This window comes from Treponema sp. R80B11-R83G3 (assembly GCF_054786115.1).
Genome location: NZ_BDHF01000609.1, coordinates 136,629 through 153,754, shown reverse-complemented (window position 1 = coordinate 153,754; position 17,126 = coordinate 136,629). Strand labels below are relative to the sequence as shown.

The 17,126-nt window shown below is 42.3% G+C and carries 14 protein-coding genes and 1 tRNA gene; 5 read left to right on the top strand and 10 right to left on the bottom strand.

All coding sequences use genetic code 11. The features are described 5' to 3' along the window. Positions 1-41 precede the first annotated feature (41 nt). Both ispG and ACYVRH_RS16735 read left to right on the top strand, forming a co-directional pair. Positions 42-1,133 carry a (E)-4-hydroxy-3-methylbut-2-enyl-diphosphate synthase gene (gene ispG, locus ACYVRH_RS16740; RefSeq protein WP_461257981.1) on the top strand — a complete coding sequence of 364 codons (1,092 nt, stop codon included), beginning with the start codon at positions 42-44 and terminating at the stop codon, positions 1,131-1,133. Continuing rightward, positions 1,130-2,374, top strand: a complete 1,245-nt coding sequence (locus ACYVRH_RS16735) for a hypothetical protein (protein ID WP_461257980.1) — start codon at positions 1,130-1,132, stop codon at positions 2,372-2,374. The genes ispG and ACYVRH_RS16735 overlap by 4 nt, the downstream gene beginning before the upstream one ends. A 169-nt stretch (positions 2,375-2,543) precedes the next feature. Here ACYVRH_RS16735 and ACYVRH_RS16730 read toward each other — a convergent pair. From ACYVRH_RS16730 to gpmI, 4 genes are all read right to left on the bottom strand, one after another. Further along, positions 2,544-2,618, bottom strand: a tRNA-Pro gene (locus tag ACYVRH_RS16730). 182 nt (positions 2,619-2,800) lie between these two features. After that, the gene (locus tag ACYVRH_RS16725; RefSeq protein WP_461257979.1) at positions 2,801-3,007 is read right to left on the bottom strand and encodes a hypothetical protein; all 207 of its coding nucleotides are present in this window, start codon (positions 3,005-3,007) and stop codon (positions 2,801-2,803) included. Then, complete coding sequence (locus tag ACYVRH_RS16720; protein WP_461257978.1) at positions 3,004-3,873, bottom strand: SDH family Clp fold serine proteinase; 870 nt, start codon at positions 3,871-3,873, stop codon at positions 3,004-3,006. Before ACYVRH_RS16720 ends, ACYVRH_RS16725 begins: the two co-directional genes overlap by 4 nt. 172 nt (positions 3,874-4,045) lie before the next feature. Continuing rightward, complete coding sequence (gene gpmI / locus ACYVRH_RS16715; RefSeq protein ID WP_461257977.1) at positions 4,046-5,743, bottom strand: 2,3-bisphosphoglycerate-independent phosphoglycerate mutase; 1,698 nt, start codon at positions 5,741-5,743, stop codon at positions 4,046-4,048. Positions 5,744-6,018: 275 nt separating this feature from the next. Between gpmI and ACYVRH_RS16710 the strand changes: the two genes are divergently transcribed. Continuing rightward, positions 6,019-7,038 carry an HD-GYP domain-containing protein gene (locus tag ACYVRH_RS16710; protein WP_461257976.1) on the top strand — a complete coding sequence of 340 codons (1,020 nt, stop codon included), beginning with the start codon at positions 6,019-6,021 and terminating at the stop codon, positions 7,036-7,038. Then, positions 7,038-9,794, top strand: coding sequence for a GAF domain-containing hybrid sensor histidine kinase/response regulator (locus ACYVRH_RS16705; protein ID WP_461257975.1), 2,757 nt, complete (start codon positions 7,038-7,040; stop codon positions 9,792-9,794). Before ACYVRH_RS16710 ends, ACYVRH_RS16705 begins: the two co-directional genes overlap by 1 nt. A gap of 98 nt (positions 9,795-9,892) precedes the next feature. Here ACYVRH_RS16705 and holA read toward each other — a convergent pair whose 3' ends face one another. From holA to hprK, 6 genes are all read right to left on the bottom strand, one after another. After that, positions 9,893-10,864 carry a DNA polymerase III subunit delta gene (gene holA, locus ACYVRH_RS16700; protein ID WP_461257974.1) on the bottom strand — a complete coding sequence of 324 codons (972 nt, stop codon included), beginning with the start codon at positions 10,862-10,864 and terminating at the stop codon, positions 9,893-9,895. A gap of 1 nt (position 10,865) precedes the next feature. Continuing rightward, on the bottom strand, positions 10,866-11,468 hold the full coding sequence (gene lexA / locus ACYVRH_RS16695; protein WP_461257973.1) for a transcriptional repressor LexA: 603 nt from the start codon (positions 11,466-11,468) through the stop codon (positions 10,866-10,868). A gap of 5 nt (positions 11,469-11,473) precedes the next feature. Then, entirely contained in the window at positions 11,474-12,862 is a 1,389-nt protein-coding gene (locus ACYVRH_RS16690) for a sigma-54-dependent transcriptional regulator (RefSeq protein ID WP_461257972.1), read from the bottom strand. 21 nt (positions 12,863-12,883) lie between these two features. After that, on the bottom strand, positions 12,884-14,470 hold the full coding sequence (locus ACYVRH_RS16685; protein WP_461257971.1) for a sensor histidine kinase: 1,587 nt from the start codon (positions 14,468-14,470) through the stop codon (positions 12,884-12,886). A gap of 140 nt (positions 14,471-14,610) precedes the next feature. Beyond that, positions 14,611-14,877 (bottom strand): HPr family phosphocarrier protein, encoded by a 267-nt coding sequence (locus ACYVRH_RS16680; protein WP_461250974.1) that lies wholly within the window; start codon positions 14,875-14,877, stop codon positions 14,611-14,613. 10 nt (positions 14,878-14,887) lie between these two features. Then, entirely contained in the window at positions 14,888-15,877 is a 990-nt protein-coding gene (gene hprK / locus ACYVRH_RS16675; RefSeq protein WP_461257970.1) for an HPr(Ser) kinase/phosphatase, read from the bottom strand. Between the two features lie 148 nt (positions 15,878-16,025). Here hprK and serC point away from each other — a divergent pair, with 148 nt between their 5' ends. Beyond that, the gene (gene serC, locus ACYVRH_RS16670) at positions 16,026-17,126 is read left to right on the top strand and encodes a 3-phosphoserine/phosphohydroxythreonine transaminase (RefSeq protein ID WP_461257969.1); all 1,101 of its coding nucleotides are present in this window, start codon (positions 16,026-16,028) and stop codon (positions 17,124-17,126) included.

Below are 17,126 nucleotides of genomic sequence, written 5' to 3'. Positions count from 1 at the left end.
AATATATTATAATATAGGTAGTTTTTTTGGAACAAGAAAGAATGAGTAAAACAATAAAAATCGGTAATTTTCCCCATATTCGTCCTGTTTATATAGGAGGAGATTACCCCGTAGCCGTTCAAACTATGTGGAAAGATCGACTTTCTGTTTTGGATTTACAGGGCGCGGTTGGCAGAATCAAGGCGCTTGGGGCGATGGGATGCTCTATTTTGCGTTTTGCCGTGCCTGATATTGAGTCTGCTGAAGTTCTAGGGCGGCTTTCCGAAATGGTTTCGATGCCGCTTTGCGCGGATATTCATTTTGACTATAAAATCGCCCTTCGCTGCATGGATTTTCCCGTGTCAAAGCTCCGTATTAACCCCGGAAATATCGGCGACAGGGAAAAAATCCGCGCCGTTCTGGAAAAAGCCGCAAAACGCGGCATCCCCATCCGCATCGGGGTAAACGCCGGGAGCCTCCCCCTAGACCTCCGTGAGAGGGTAGAACAGGGTTTTAGCACCTGTGAAGCGCTCGTGCAGGCGGCGCAGAGGGAAATATCCCTTTTTGAAGAGTTTGGTTTTAATGATTATCTGGTATCAATGAAAGCCAGTACAATTGCCGATACTATAAATGCCAACAAAATTCTCCGTCTTCGGACTCCTACAATCCTCCATGTAGGAGTTACCGAAGCGGGACCCCTGATAGCCGGCGTGGTCAGAAACGCCGCCGCCCTGCTAAATCTGCTGGCTGAGGGGATTGGCGACACAATCAGGGTATCGTTGTCTGACACAATGGAGAACGAGGTTATAGCCGGCAGGGAAATTATAGCGGCTGCTGCCCAACTTGCGCCTGAAAACGCAAGATTAAAGTCAGGCGGCGTGATAATTATTTCCTGCCCCCGTTGCGGCAGGCACGGTTTTGACACCCACGGCTTTACGGGCAGATGGCTGCAAAAACTTTATGCCCTTGATAAGGATATAACCGTGGCAATTATGGGCTGTGAGGTAAACGGTCCCATAGAGGCAAAACACGCCGATTTGGGCATTACGGGAGCGGGAGACAAGGTATTGATTTTTAAGAATGGGAAAGTGATAAAAACCATAACTGCTTCCGAGGCGGACGCGGTTTTTGAAGAGGAATTGAATAGTTTATGAAAAAAACGATATTTTTGCCTTTGTTATTAATATTTTTCGCGCCGCTATTTGCGCCGCTTTCTGCGCCGCTTTATGCGCAATCAATTCCGTGGTGGCTTTCATTTGAGTACGGCAAACAGCAGTTCCGCTCAGGCGATTATGGGGAGGCTTTAATGCTGTTTGAAGACGCGCGGCGCGACAGACGCGCCATGTATGAGCAGATGGAGCGCGATTTAATTCTTTTGATGTCCGAGAGGGAAGTGCGCAGAATAGGGGACTACCTTGACAAAATTGATAAGTTCTCCCGCGAGCACTTTTACAAAGCCGCGACTGCCGCTCTTGACGAGCTTTATTACCGTGTTCCAAAATCAAGTTTTGATAATTCCGCAAACGCGGCTCTTGCGGCTTTCAATAAATTAAAAGATTATCCCGAAGCCGAGTACTGGATTGGCGAAATTTACAGGGTAGAAAGCGAGTTGTCCCTCGCGTTATCCCAATACAAAAAAGCGTATTCAATGTGCGTTGGGAATTCTCCCCTTGTCCATGAAGACCCGGGCTTTGGCGTGGCATTACAGTATAAGATTGCAAGTCTCCATGACACAAGACAGGAATATATCGAGATGATAAGGATTTATGAATCGATAATTAACGATTCAGATACTCTTTGGATTAATTCAAACAAAGCCGTAGTAGGTTACTTAAGTAACGGTTCGCAAAATGTTTCATTACCCTATGATCAGGCTTCCGCGTCATTTGAAAGATCGGCAATGGCAAAAACATTGACTGATCATGGCATTAACCGTTTTCTGGAATTGTACAGATACAACAATAGGACTGTAGAAAAAGCGCACAGGTTTTTAGGCTATTATTACGCCGCCCGTGGCCGTCCGTCTGCCGAGCCTCACTTGATGTTCGCGTTTCTGATTCAAAATTCAATCATTATGGAAGAGATAAAACGCCATCAATACGATTTTTCTTTTACCACTAATAAAGAAGCGCGTGAAAACCACGTGCATAGCCTTTCAGAATTAACTGAATATATTAATAAATACCCCCTTCTTGCGTCATACATAGAGGAAGTTGAGTATTATAAAACTGCCTATTATTTCAGCATGAGCCTTTACAGGAATATGAAGACTTCTTTAGCCCGCTCTCTCTGGGAATTCCTCGCCTCAGTGCCGCAAGCCGGAGAGTGGTACAACCGCGCAGTAAACCAGTTACGTAATCCGCATTATGAGCCAATTGTCGAACTGCCTAATTAAAAAATTATCCGAAAGATTTCTCACAAAGAACACAAAGGAAGAGAAGATCACAAAGAAGAGGGGAAAGGGAGTTTCTGTGTCGCGTGTAGCTTCACGATAAGATAACGGACAAAAACCACTGATCCCCCTTTGTGATCTTTGTGTGAACTCTTTAGAATAAATTCCCCTGTCGGGCAACCCGGATTTGAACCGGGGACCCCAAGTCCCCCAGACTTGTACGCTGAACCAACTGCGCTATTGCCCGGCAGGGGAATCTGTTTAATCCTTATAATAACAGAAATGTAAAGGCGTGTAAAGAGGTGATGTATTTAACAAAATAAAGAGTCGATTTAATTTTTATGCACAATTCTATGCTCAATTATTATTCCCTTTGCAGCCTTAAATATACTTTTTAACTATCCTCATTACTTTGCCTAGTATAGAATATTACTTGATTGTATTATAAGTAAAAGCAGAAGTATTGTTTTGATCTTGAATAGTTTTTAATTGCGATTCACGCCGGTGGGTAATCCCTTCTTGAATAAGGGAATCATATATTCTTGAAAACTGCTGATAATCTTTATAAAAAGATGAAGTTTCAATTTCCTTGTGATCTTGCAATATTTTATTAATTGAATTCACTATATCATTCATATAAAACTCCTTGTATGAACAAACACATTTAATTGATTTTTGGATGCATAATCATCAACTAATCGATGATACGCCCGTAAATAATTGGTTAATTTCTCATCTTTGCCAAAATCCGTTATTATCAGTTTCAATTCTTCCAGAACCTTTATATTTAAGGGCCGCGAATGAGATTTCCAAATACGGTTGTTGCTTACATTATCGGCAATTTCTTTAGCCCTTTCATTTTTTTCATCATGTGTTACCAAGTTACCATTTTTATGTTTAGTCCATGTTTTAAATTTATATTCAACTAGCCATTTTTTTAATAAATCAATCGTAAGTTCTTTTGCCTGTTCATATGCCCGAAGTTCCGCAAGATCAAAATCCTTTAGTATGATAAATTCAGCTTGTGTGAGGGTATTATTTTGGGCTTTTTGAATAAGCTCATTTATCTTGTCTAAATACCCGAGGGCAGGAACCCACCTGCCTTCTTTATTTAATACTTGAGGATCTATCGGACCAAGAACACTATAATAATCCATATGGATATTATCTCCACTCATACAAAATAAAGTCCCAGCGCTGAAAGCCCTGTCAGGGACAATAAAATTGACTTCCGTATAATGCTGACGGATAATATTTACATAACGTTCTACCGCGATAGCGCTGCCTCCGTTAGTAGTAAGAATGATGAAAAGTTTATTGTGTGCCTTTTGTTGGCTAAGTTGTTCTACAACTTGTAGGAAAGCTGCTTCTGATCCATCGAAAATAGGACCATAATAAGTAAGAACATCGGCCTGTAAATAGGTCTCTAATTCCTTTAACTCCTTATCAAGCAAAGACTTTATAGTATCATTTATAGGATACTCCATAACATATTTTACCATGTCTGCAAAAGAAAAAAAAGGGCTTGTTTTAATATAAGCTGTCAATAATAAAAAACAGTGTTATAATATAATTGTGGCCCATAATCCACATTAATGGCGACCTTTGGTTGACCTTGTAGAGAGACCATTAAGGGGGTCCTCTTTGCCCCTCTGCGGAGGGGCGTTTTTATCTTTACATTTTCAACACTGATTTATCATAATCAGCAGGCGGAATAAATCCCAATAACTGCATGCAGGTTGCTGCTATAGAGCTAATCCCTAAGCCTTCGTTAAGACTGCCGTCTTTTGGCTCGCTCTGATATTCGCCTTTGTACTCGGGATCGTGAATAATGCAGGGTACGGGGTTTAGGCTGTGGCTGGTTTTGGGTCTTGGAGTGCCGTCCGCTTTTAGGGAAACCTTGCCCGTCTTCTTGTCATGCTCGAACATGTCGTCGCTGTTGCCGTGGTCGGCTGTGATCACCATTACCGCGCCCGCTTCGTCAGCGGCTTTTAAGAGCCTGCCAAGTTGAATGTCCATCGCTTCCATTGAACAGACGACCGCCTGATAAACGCCAGTGTGCCCTACCATGTCGCCGTTGGGATAGTTCAGCCTAATAAAATCATACTTGCCCGAACCTACGGCTGCCATTACATGATCGGTAATTTCAGCGCACTTCATCCACGGGCGCTGTTCAAAGGGAAGAACGTCGCTTTTTATTTCAACATAGTCTTCCAGCTTGTCATCAAATTTGCCCGTGCGGTTGCCGTTGAAAAAGTAGGTAACATGCCCGTATTTTTGCGTCTCGGAAATAGCGAGCGTTCTTACTCCGCTTGCCGCGAGGTATTCGCCCATCGTGCGGTCGATTGACGGGGGATTAACTAAATACCGCTTTGGAACGTGCAAGTCGCCGTCGTATTCCATCATGCCCGAATAGCAAACCTTTGGGCGGCGTTTTCTGTCAAATTTGGTAAAGTTATCTTCTTCAAAAGCCGCCGATATTTCAAGTGCGCGGTCTCCCCGGAAGTTGAAGTATACGACGGAATCACCGTCCTCGATAGTGCCGATTGGTGACGGTTTCCCGTCTTGGCCGTTTTCGGCTACAACAAATTCTTTTAAGTCTTGATCGATAATGTCGGGAATTTCTTTCCTGTATGTTTCCACCGCCTCACGAGCCGAGGCAAATTGGCGGGCTGTTCCAAGAACGTGAGTCTGCCAACCGCGATCTACCATTGACCAGTCCGCGCCGTAGCGATCCATCGTAATCCACATTCGCCCGCCGCCGGAGCCTATTTTCACGTCAAACTTGTCATCACGCAGATCTTTTAAAAAGTTTTCAAATGGGTCTAGGTATTCAAGAGCGCTTGTTTCTCCTACGTCGCGTCCGTCAAAAAGGGTATGCACTCTTACGCGTTTAACATTTTCTTTTTTAGCGTGGGCAATCATCGCTTTTAAATGATCAATGTGGCTGTGTACGTTGCCGTCTGAAAAAAGCCCGATAAAGTGAAGCGTGGGAATATGCCCGTCTTTTTCAGAGCCGTTTTTTACATAGGAAACAACCTCTTTCCATGCCGCTCCTTCAAACATCGCGCTCGTATGAATAGAATTGGAAACAAGAGCCGCGCCCTGGTTAAAAACCCGCCCGCAGCCCATCGCGTTGTGGCCGACTTCGCTGTTGCCCATATCATCGTCTGAGGGAAGCCCTACGGCTTTTCCGTGCGCCTTTAATCTTGTGTGCGGGCTTTTATTCGTAAGCGCCGTAAGATGGTCCATTTTAGAGTCGGCGACAGCGTCGCCCTCTTTGTATTTTCCGTAACCAACGCCATCCATGATGACCAGTACTACGGGTCCGCGTCTGCCTTTCCATGAGGGGTTTTTCTTTAAAGCTTCCATATTTACTCCTTTTATTGTCATTATAACAAATATTTGTAATTAACTCAACTAATATGCTCGCAAAGACTCACACGTTAATCATCTACACGGCTTCGCCGTACTATTATTTAGCGTTCTTTGTGTTCTTGGTGTGAAATTTTTTGATGTAATTTATCCTGAATAAAAATTTAATTTTTGTCATTTTTTTCAATTATTAGGTTTTAAATATTTAAAATATCTTTTTTCTTTCCAAAAATGAAAATATGTACTATAATTATGTTGGGATAATATTTGTAATGAAAACAATTTTTGTCGTGGATGACAGTGATACTAACTTGTCAATGGCTGAAGAGGCGCTGGATAGGCTATATCGGGTTATGACAATGCCTTCAGCGGCTAAAATGTTCTCTCTTTTAGAGAAAATAACGCCTGATCTCATCCTTTTAGACATAGAAATGCCGGAAATAGACGGATTTGAAGCTCTTAACAGGCTAAAATCCGAAAGTTTATGGGTAAATATTCCTGTTGTGTTTTTAACAGGCCGTACAGACGCCGCTGTGGAAGTACACGGGTTTGAAATGGGTGCTGTAGATTTTATTACAAAACCGTTTTCCGCGCCCGTTTTGATAAACCGCATTAAAACGCATCTTGAAATTGATGAATTAATCCGTGAGAGGACATCGCAGTTAAACAGGCTGCAAAACAGCATAGTTTCAGTTCTGGCGAATATTGTTGAAAGCAGAGACAAGGGAACCGGCGGCCATATTGAGCGTACTTCGGCGTATATCAAGATATTAATTAACGAAATGAAAAAACGCGGGGTTTATGCGGAAATAATTTCAAGCTGGGACATTGAAAAAATGATTTCTTCGGCGCGTATGCATGATCTGGGAAAAATCTCCATTACTGATTTAATAGTAAATAAACCCGGCAAACTTACGGACGATGAATACGAAATTATGAAAACTCACGCCGAAGAAGGCGAGCGGATAATCGATAAAATTATCGCTCAGACAGGAGAGGGTGAATTTTTGCATAACGCGAGATTGTTTGCCGGAAGCCATCATGAACGATGGGACGGAAAAGGTTATCCTAATGGGCTTAAGGGAGAAGGAATTCCCCTGCAAGGGCGCATTATGGCGATTGTAGACGTGTATGACGCGCTTGTTTCAGAGCGTCCGTATAAAAATGCGTTTACAGATGAAGAAGCTGTTAGAATTATTATGGAGAACGCCGGCACTCATTATGATCCAAAAATAGCCGAGGTTTTTTTTGAAGTAAAGGACCTTTTTAAGGAAGCAAAGGCGCATATTTAATGTCTTTTGACAATGAAAACGTTTTAAAGAAACAGACGCGTTTGCTTGATACGGTGAACGCCGCCGCCGCCATTCTGCTGGCAAGCAATGAAGACATTCCATTTGAAACAACATTATTAAAAAGTTTTGATCTTGTAGGCCGCCGCATGGATGTTGATCGCGTTCAAATTTGGCGTAATGAAATAATCGACGGCGAGAGGAATTTTGTTTTACGGTACGAGTGGCTTAGCGATTATGGCAGGAATTGCGTACAAATTCCGCACGGTTTGCATTTTCCATATAGCATGAAGAGGGAATGGGAAGATTTATTTTTAAAAGGTAATTATATAAACAGTCCGTTATCTGAATTATCTGAAGAAGACCGTGATTTTTTAGGTAATTATGGGATGAAATCCATCGTAATTATCCCTATGTTTCTGGAAAGCGATTTTTGGGGTTTTTTCAGCATAGATGACTGCAGAAATGAGCGTACTCTTTCAGACGAAGAAATCAGCATTTTAAGATCGGCGGGGCTAATGATGAGTTCCGCCGTAAACCACAATAACCAGATAATGAGAATGCGCGAGGCTGATGAACGCACTCAGATAATGATCGATGCCGCTCCTTTCTGCGCGATTTTTTGGGATAAAGATCTGAGGCTTATAGATTGTAATAAGGAAGCGGTAAAAATGTTTGAGATGGCGGATAAACAGGATTTTATTAATAATTTTATTAATCTTTCTCCTGAATATCAGCCTGACGGCGTTACATCAGGGGAAAAAGGCGTTGATCTTGTCGGTAAAGCCCTAAGGGAAGGTTATAGCCGTTTTGAATGGATACATCAAAAAACAAACGGAGAACAATTGCCGGTAGAAGTAATCTGCATTCGTGTTAAGCATAAGAATGAATTTACAGTTACGGAATATATTAGGGATCTTCGCGAGCAGAAGGCGATGATAGCTGAAATGCGTAAAGCCGAAATTGCCATGGAAAGCAGTAAGGCAAAGAGTGACTTTTTGGCAAAGATGAGCCATGAAATTCGCACGCCCATGAACGCAATTTTAGGTATTACTGAGATTCAGCTTCAAGATGATTCGTTGCCAAAAGCGACAAAAGAAGCCCTTGAAAGGATTTACAACTCCGCCGACCTGTTGCTTGGAATTATTAATGACATACTTGATCTTTCAAAGATCGAAGCGGGCAAATTTGAATTAATACCGGTTCAATATGATATAGCAAGCCTTATTCACGACACTGTCCAACTGAACATGATGCGCTACGAAAGCAAACCTATTGAATTCAAACTTAAAATTGATGAAAATATTCCCGTTATGCTGATTGGCGATGAACTTCGCATTAAACAGATTTTAAATAATCTGCTTTCTAATGCGTATAAATATACGAATGAAGGCTCTATAAATCTTAATGTTTCATCCGTGTTTGAGGAAGGAGACAATGTAACGGTTATTTTCCGCGTAAGTGACACCGGACAGGGCATGACTGCCGAGCAGGTGCGTAAATTGGGCACCGATTATTCCCGGTTTAACATGGAAGCGAACCGAAAAACAGAAGGCGCCGGTCTTGGCATGAGCATTACGCGCAATCTTTTGCAGATGATGAACGGGAATATTGATATTGAAAGTACGCCGAATGTGGGTTCCGTGTTTACTGTTAGTCTGCCTCAAAAATTTACCGCTCATGGAGTAATTGGCAAAGAAATGGCTGAAAACTTAATGCAGCTTAACTTTATCAATGAACAGAGAATAAGAAACCTGCAAGTAAAGCGCGAATATATGCCTTATGGCCGTGTTTTAATCGTTGACGATGTGGAGTCAAATCTTTATGTCGCAAGAGGCTTAATGGCGTCTTATGATCTTTCAATTGATACCGCAATGAGCGGATTTGAAGCAATAGACAAAATCAGGAATAAATGCGATTACGACGTTATTTTTATGGATCACATGATGCCGGGGCTGGACGGTATTGAAGCGACAAAAATAATCCGTGAATTGGGATATACAAAACCGATAGTGGCGTTAACCGCAAACGCCCTTGCAGGACAGGCGGAAATGTTCCTGAAAAACGGTTTTGATGATTTTATTTCCAAACCGATTGATACCCGCCAATTAAATATGACGCTTAATAAATTAATACGCGATAAATACCCGAGCGAAGTTGTTGAAGCGGCGCGTAAACAAAAAGAGATAATAAACAATAAAACAAATAAGTCTTCAATAGATTCACAGTTGGCGGAATTTTTTATCCGTGACACAAAAAAGGCGGCTAAAATATTAGAATCAATTTATATAAACAAATGCCGCAGAGTTGATGATGTTTCCATGTTTATAATTAATGTTCATGCGATGAAGAGCGCTCTTGCCAATGTTGGCGAAAAAGATCTTTCACAAAAAGCGCAAAAATTGGAACAGGCGGGACGTGATAATGATAAAAAGCTGATTATGGAGGAACTCCCGTTGTTCCTAAATTCACTATATGCCGTAATTACCGCGTTTGAAGAAAAGGGAAAAAAAACTCAAAAAGAAGGCTATGGCGATTATTCGCAGTTAAAAGAAAAATTACTTGAAATTCGCGCCGCGTGCGGCGAGTATAATAAAAAAACCGCCAAGAATATACTTGCTGAATTAAAAAAGAAAACATGGTCACAGCCGGTTGAAGAGCATCTTGGCATTTTAGCAGGTTTTTTATTGCATAGTGAATTTGACGAAGCCATAAAAAATATTGAAGACTGTATTAGGCTTGTTAGGGAATCCGGTTGATTCCCTAACAAGCCTTGCAATTTTTCGGGCTAAAGCCCTGCAAAATTGCGATATTTATAAGGAAGTAGTTCAGAAACTGAAGTTTCCGAACTACTCTATTAGGCTGTTATAATTTTTAAAATATACCTGTCCATTAAAATTCTTTCCATTACTCCGACGGGAGAGCGCAGTAAATTGTCGTATTCAGCAGTAAGGGCAAGGCAGGCTTCAGCCGATTCGGCGTTGTAACGGCGTGCGGCGGCTGCGTAATCGTCTTTAGCTTTGGGGGACGAAAGCCCTATTTTTTTTAATTCAAAGCTGTTGTTAGCGTCTCCTGTTTCAAGCAGGGACAGATAATCGCCAAGTTTTCTAAAGCACCACGCTAACCCCGCCAAAATGCTTTGCGCGCTTTCTTTTGCGGCTAACATAACGGAAAGCGATTCAAGCGCTTTAGACAAGTCGCCTGCGGCAATACGGGAAAAAAGCGTAAAAGCCGATTCTTCCCTGTTGTGGGAAAGCCATTTTTCAACGTCTTCCGTTTTAACAAGGCTTTCCCCCTGCCCTTTGTCCCTCGGCAAGAAATACACAAGGCGCGAACATTCCCTTTTTAACGCTTCAGTATTATTCTCCACCATTTCCAGAATTACGGCGATGCAGTCCTTGTCAATGTTAAAGCCTTCGCGCCTGAAAAATTGTTTTAGCCATTCACTTTTTTCCCTTTCAAACAATTCGTAAAAAATTTTACGGTTGTTTTTAGGAACCGCGTCGTCAAGGGCGGCGGCAAGTTTTATTTCATCGGAGAGCAGTATAATTGCCGTGTTGTTATCAATGTTTTCTATGCAGGATGCAAGAAGGTCAATCTCGTCTTTTTTCTTAATTATCTCCGCGTTTTTAATAATGATCAGGCGTTTATCAAAAAAAAGGCTTTCATTTTGAATTGTATCGGCAATCGCGCTTACCGGGGTTTCGCCGGCGTAAAAAACTGTTGTTTCCGCGTCCTGTAATTTTTGCTTTAATAAATCAACCTCGTCCTGTTTTTTCCCAAGTTCAGGGCCCAGAAAAATATATGCGTTAGGTGAAACGGAAGCCATGTTAATATGATCTGATTATTGTAAATAATCTGCCAAGTATTTTTACTTCCTGGCTGTAAATCGGCTTGTATGCGGGATTTTCCGCCTGCAATCTGACTCTTGAACTTTCCCTGTAAAAACGCTTCAGCGTTACGGCTTCATCTATCACAGCTACGGCAATTTCGCCGTTATGGACGGTATTCTGCTTTTCGATAATTGCGGTATCGCCTTCCAGAATGCCCGCGCCGGACATTGAATCGCCTTTTACCTTAAGCGCGAAATATTTTTTATTCTTCTTTAACATAGAACGGTGAAGCAGGATATTTCCGTCAAAATTTTCTTCCGCCAGAATAGGATGACCTGCGGCAACCGTTCCAAGAATGGGGATTTCAAGCAAATCCGCGTCCTCCGGCCTTGAATGGGTCAGCCCCATTGTCCGCGGCCTTTTATCCGCCTGTCTTAAATGTCCTTTTTTGCGCAGGGCCGTTATGTGATCATGCGCCCCTTTTACCGAAATTTCAAAGTGATCCGCTATTTCTCTTATCGTCGGAGGGTAGGAGTTTTTCTTAATATAGTTAGCGATAAAGGAAAGGACTTGTTTTTGTCGATCCGTCAACTCTTTCATAATTATTATTGCTCCCTATTTTTTGCCGTTGTAATACCGTACTTCCTGATTTTAGCGTGAAGGTTACTCGGGTAAATCCCGATTGCCTCCGCCGTCCTTGATATTATACCATTGTTTTTTAAAAGTTGGAATTCCAAATAATATTTTTCAAAATTGTCTTTGGCTTCATTGTAATTTTGCTCCAGAATATTTGAAGGTATCGCAGGTTCCATGCTGGTTTGCGCCGCATTTAAGGGCTTTTTTCCCTTTATAATGAGCAATTTTCCAAGTTCTTCCCCGTTTATGACGTTTCCCTGGTGCATTACCGCCATTCTCTCGGCTAAATTCTTTAATTCTCTGATATTTCCAGGCCAATCATGAGCGGCAAGAAGTTCCAGAGCGTCGCCTTCCAGAGTTATTTCTTTTTTTAAATCTTTTAAAAAATGGTAAAGCAGATGGGGAATATCTTCCTTTCTTTCCCGCAGGGGAGGGGAATGGATGGGAATTACATTTAATCTGAAAAATAAATCCTGCCTGAACCGCCCATCGCCGCAGGCTTTTTCCAAATCTTGATTAGTCGCCGCTATGATGCGTACGTCGGTTTCTATTATTTTTTCCCCGCCAACGCGTTCAATTTTCTGTTCCTGAATTACGCGCAGTACTTTTGCCTGCGCTGAAAGGCTCATGTCGCCGATTTCATCAAGAAAGAGGGTCCCGCCGTGCGCCAATTCAAACCGCCCTTTGCGCATGGATACGGCGTCCGTAAAAGCGCCTTTTTCATGCCCGAAGAGTTCGCTTTCTATCAGCGTTTCCGGTATTGCCGCGCAGTTTACGTCAATAAACGGATTGTCGGCGCGCGCGGAGCAGGAATGAATAGCCCTTGCGATTACTTCTTTTCCCGAGCCGTTTTCGCCTGTGATTAATATTCGCGCGTCGCTTGCCGCAGCCTGTTTTACCGTCTCCCTTATTTTTCTTACGGCAGCGCTCGTTCCGATTATATCCTCGCTCGCGAAATTATTTATTTTTTTTAATGTTTTATTTTCTTCGCGAAGGTTTTTTATTGCGAGCGCGTTTCTGCAAACTGTCAGGACTTTATCAAGCGACAGCGGCTTTTCCAAGAAATCAAAAGCGCCCAGTTTGACGGCGCGCACGGCCATATCAATGTTTGCGTGGCCTGAAATCATGACAATTTCCGTAACAGGCCATTCTTTGCGTATTATTTCCAGAGCCTTAATGCCGCCCATATTTGGCAGAAGAACATCAAGAAAAATCATATCTATTACTTCACGTTTTAAAACTTCCATGCCTAGAAGGGCGTCCTCCGAAGTAAAGACTTTGTATTTTTCATCTTCAAGAATGGACGCGAGAGTTTTTCTGATACCGGGTTCATCATCAATGATTAATATTGACGGCATATAATTCCTCAAGCCTGTGGCTTAAGCTGACGGCAGATCGATATAAAATGTCGTTCCTATGCCTTCTGCCGAATCAAACCAGATTGTTCCGCCATGATCCGTTACAATTCGCTCGACAATGGGAAGCCCCAACCCGGTGCCGGATTCTTTAGTTGTAAAATAAGGAGTAAAAATTTGACGGCCTTCCTGCGCGCCGATGCCCTTGCCCGAATCTTTGACGCTTATTCTACAATAGCAGACTTCCCTTTTTTTGACAATATCAGCGCGTATTTCAATTTCTCCGTTACCGTTCATTGAATCAATGGAGTTTATCACAAGATTTGTAATAATTTGCGAAAGGCGGTGTTTATCAATTTTTATCCGTATATTATCCTGAATATGTTCCAGATTGAATTTTACATTAGGGTAAGAGCCTGAGTACGCGTTTATTACTTCTTCTACGGGTTCTTTTAAAAATACAAGCGAATTGGACGGTTCCATCGGTTTTGACAATGTTCTGAATTCGTTAATTAAAACAGAAAGCCCTTCCGTTTCCTGAATAATAGCCATCATGGAGCTTTCCAGAATTTCGCCTATTTGTTCAGGGTTATTCTGCCACCTGCGAAGCACTCGCTCAGCGGAAAGTTTAATTGGCGTAAGAGGGTTTTTTATCTCGTGGGCAAGCTGTTGCGCCATGTTCTGCCATATTGATATTTTTTCGTTTCTTACAAGCGCTTCCCTTGTTTTTTCCAAATCCTGAACCATTGAGTTAAAGGAACGAATAAGGATGCCAAGCTCGTCATTACGGCTTGAAAAAATTTGAAAGGAAAAATCCCCTTCAGCGACGCGTTGAATCGCTTCAGTTAATTCCGCAATCGGGCGGGTAATGCGCCTTGTGAATGAAATGGCGATAATTGCCGTCATTAAAAATGTTGGAAGAAAAAACGCAGTATAATAATAAAGTAATAAGGGGCGCATATTTTCTCTTAGCAAATTAACCGTGTCAAAACGTTCGGCTTGGTTGTCCAATACGGATTTCCCCTTGTCAAAATCCATGCCAAGGTTGTAATTGATAACACGCAAGTTATTCTGCGGCATTTTTTGCACATAACGAATTGTCCCCTGATCCCTGGGTAACTCTCTTGTTACAAAACCTGTTTCCGAGGAAGGAGGGGTCAGCAGTTTAAATTGACCGTCGCCTGTATACGATGTTTCCGCCCATTGCCCGTTTTGCAAACTGAAAACTTGAACAGATGAAATATCCTGCGGAAGTTTTCCCTGCGGCGCGGAAATTGAAAAATTGCTTTGCCGCAGGATATTTTCAAAGCGCTCCATATGAAGCGAATAATTCTCGGCGATAAAACTGTTTGCCGCTCTTGTAGACGCGTCTGAGTCTATATTGTGCCAAAAACGCGCGATTTGGTTTAATGCGGCGCTTGTCATCAGCGTTAATGGCGCTATTGAAAATATGACGATAACGGCAAAATAAGCCAAAAGCCTTACGTTGAATCTGCTCCCCGGACGTTTAAAAATAAAATCCATGATAAGGTAAAATACGGAAATACCAAGAAAAATTATTAAGACCGCCGGAATGGTAAAAAATACGATAAAGTTAAGACGATCCGGCATTTCTCCGTTTTGAAGGGTACTTGAAAAAAATCCTTGAGAGAAAAGAAAAGTAAGAACGCATAAAAGGGAATAAATTAATATTAATATACGTACTCTTAAAATTGAATATTCGGGACGTGGTTTAAAATTTTGCACGTAACTTACTCTTCCTCAAATTTTGATTCAAAGAGCTTGACCAGCGTTTCTACAGCCGTTTTTTCGTCTTCTCCTTCGGCAATGATTCTTAATTCAGTTCCGTAGGACGCGCCTAAAGTTATAATACCCATTATGGATTTGGCGTTTATCCGATCCATCCCTTTTTCTATATAAATATTGGATGAAAAATTCTTTGTCGTCTGAACCAAAAGAGCCGAAGGCCGGGCGTGAATGCCCGCTCTGTTTGATACTGTAACAACTCTTTCAGTCATCCTTTTTTCCTTAAATTATATCATCATGGCCAAAGAAGACCGATTTTGCCGCGTCGCTTTCGATCCACTTTAAAATATTCTTGTTGAATTCCTTGGCGGCATGATAACCCATGGATTTTAACCGCTCATTCATCGCGGCTGTTTCTATGATAATTGGAATATTACGTCCCGGCTTTACGGGTATTGTCAACTTTGGTATTTTTACTCCCAACAGTTCAACCGTGTGATCTTCCGCGCCAATCCTGTCGTAATTTTTATGCGCGTCCCATTCTTCCAATTCTACGACAAGCTGGACTTCTTTCCGATCCCTTATCGCCCTTACCCCAAATAAATGCGTAATATTTATTATTCCGGGGCCGCGAATTTCCATGTGGTGTCCGATAATTTTATTCGCGCCCGCGCCCATCAAAGTATTTCCGTAATTGCAATTTATTTCTACAACATCATCTGCGACCAGCCGGTGTCCGCGGTGAATCAATTCAAGCGCGGTTTCGCTTTTTCCGACTCCTGAGTCGCCTTGTATTAAAATTCCCAGCCCATAAACTTCAACAAGCACGCCATGAATAATCTGACGCGGCGAAAAAATAATGGCAAGGATGCGCATTATTCTAGCGGAAAAATCGGCGGAACCTAAATCAGTTTGCAAAATAGGGCATTGGGAATTTTCGGCTATTTCGGAAAATTCTTTGTGCGGGCCTAAGTTGTGGGTAAAGATGCAACAGGGCATCGGGAAATTGAACATCTCTTTGATTGTCTCGGTCTTGCCTTCGTTTTCCAGCCGCCTTAAAAACGCCACTTCCCCGCGCCCAAAAAGTTGAATTCTTTGATAGGCAAAATCCTCAAAAAAGCCCATAATCGCGCCCATAGGCCTGTTTATGTCGGGAATGTCAATTGACCTTCCAAGCCCCTTTCTGCCTCCGATACAGCGAAGGTTCAAAGAATTGTGTTCTTTAAGATCGAGGTCTATTAGATCAAGTACGGTAAAAACCCTGTCAGCCATATCTTAATTTTATATCAATTTTCTATACAGTTCAATTAATACTTGTCTTTATATGGAAATAACGTGTTTTTTTGCCTGTATTTAGGACTTCTCGACATTATTTTGATTTTTTTGTATAGTAAGGTAATCTAATTTTTTGGAGTTACCTATGCGAGTTTATAATTTTTCTCCCGGCCCTTCCGCCCTTCCATTGCCGGTTTTGGAAAAAGCGGCGGCTGAAATGACGGATGTGAACGGTACCGGCCAATCCGTAATGGAAATGAGCCACCGTTCCAAGGATTTTAAGCCCATTATCGATAAAGCGGAGGCTCTTCTTAGGGAATTAATGGGTATCCCAGCCAATTATAAAGTGCTTTTTTTACAGGGCGGCGCTTCACTTCAATTTTCAATGATTCCCCTTAACCTTGCGGCAGGAGATAGGCCCGGGCAGGGAAAGAAAGCTTCATATATTGATACGGGCATTTGGGCGGACAAGGCGGCAAAAGAAGCCTCGAAATACGCCGAAGTGGCGGTAAAGGCAAGTTCCAAAGACAAGGCCTACACATATATTCCCGACGCTCCCCCTCCTTCAGCCGATGACGCTTATTATCATATAACGCTGAACAACACGATTGTCGGAACCAAGTGGGATAAGCTTCCCAATACCGGCTCCGTGCCTCTTGTTACGGACGCTTCCAGTAATATCCTTTCAGAGCCGATTGATGTCGGCAAATTCGGAATAATTTACGCCGGCGCTCAGAAAAATTTAGGGCCTGCGGGAACTACCATTGTAATTATCCGCGAAGATTTAATTAAAAAGGCGCCGGATTGGGTTCCAATGATGCTCCGGTATGACATTCACGCGGCTGAAGGTTCCATGTACAATACTCCGCCGTGTTATGGCATTTACATTGTTATGCTTGTTCTGGAATGGCTGAAAAATCTGGGCGGCGTTGAGGCCATGGCAAAATTAAACCGTGAAAAAGCCAGACTTTTCTATGATTACCTTGACGCGTCAGATTTGTTTTATTCTCCAGTGCAAAAAGAGTACCGCAGTTTGATGAATATCCCGTTTATAACGACGGAACAAAATGAGGCGAAAAAGACCGAGATTGAAACCCGCTTTGTAAAAGAAGCGGCTGCGGCAAAGCTTATCAATCTTGCCGGTCACAGGCTTGTCGGCGGCATGAGGGCGAGCATATATAACGCCATGCCGATTGAGGGCGTAAAAGCGCTGATAAGTTTCATGGAAAAATTTGAGAAAAAATAA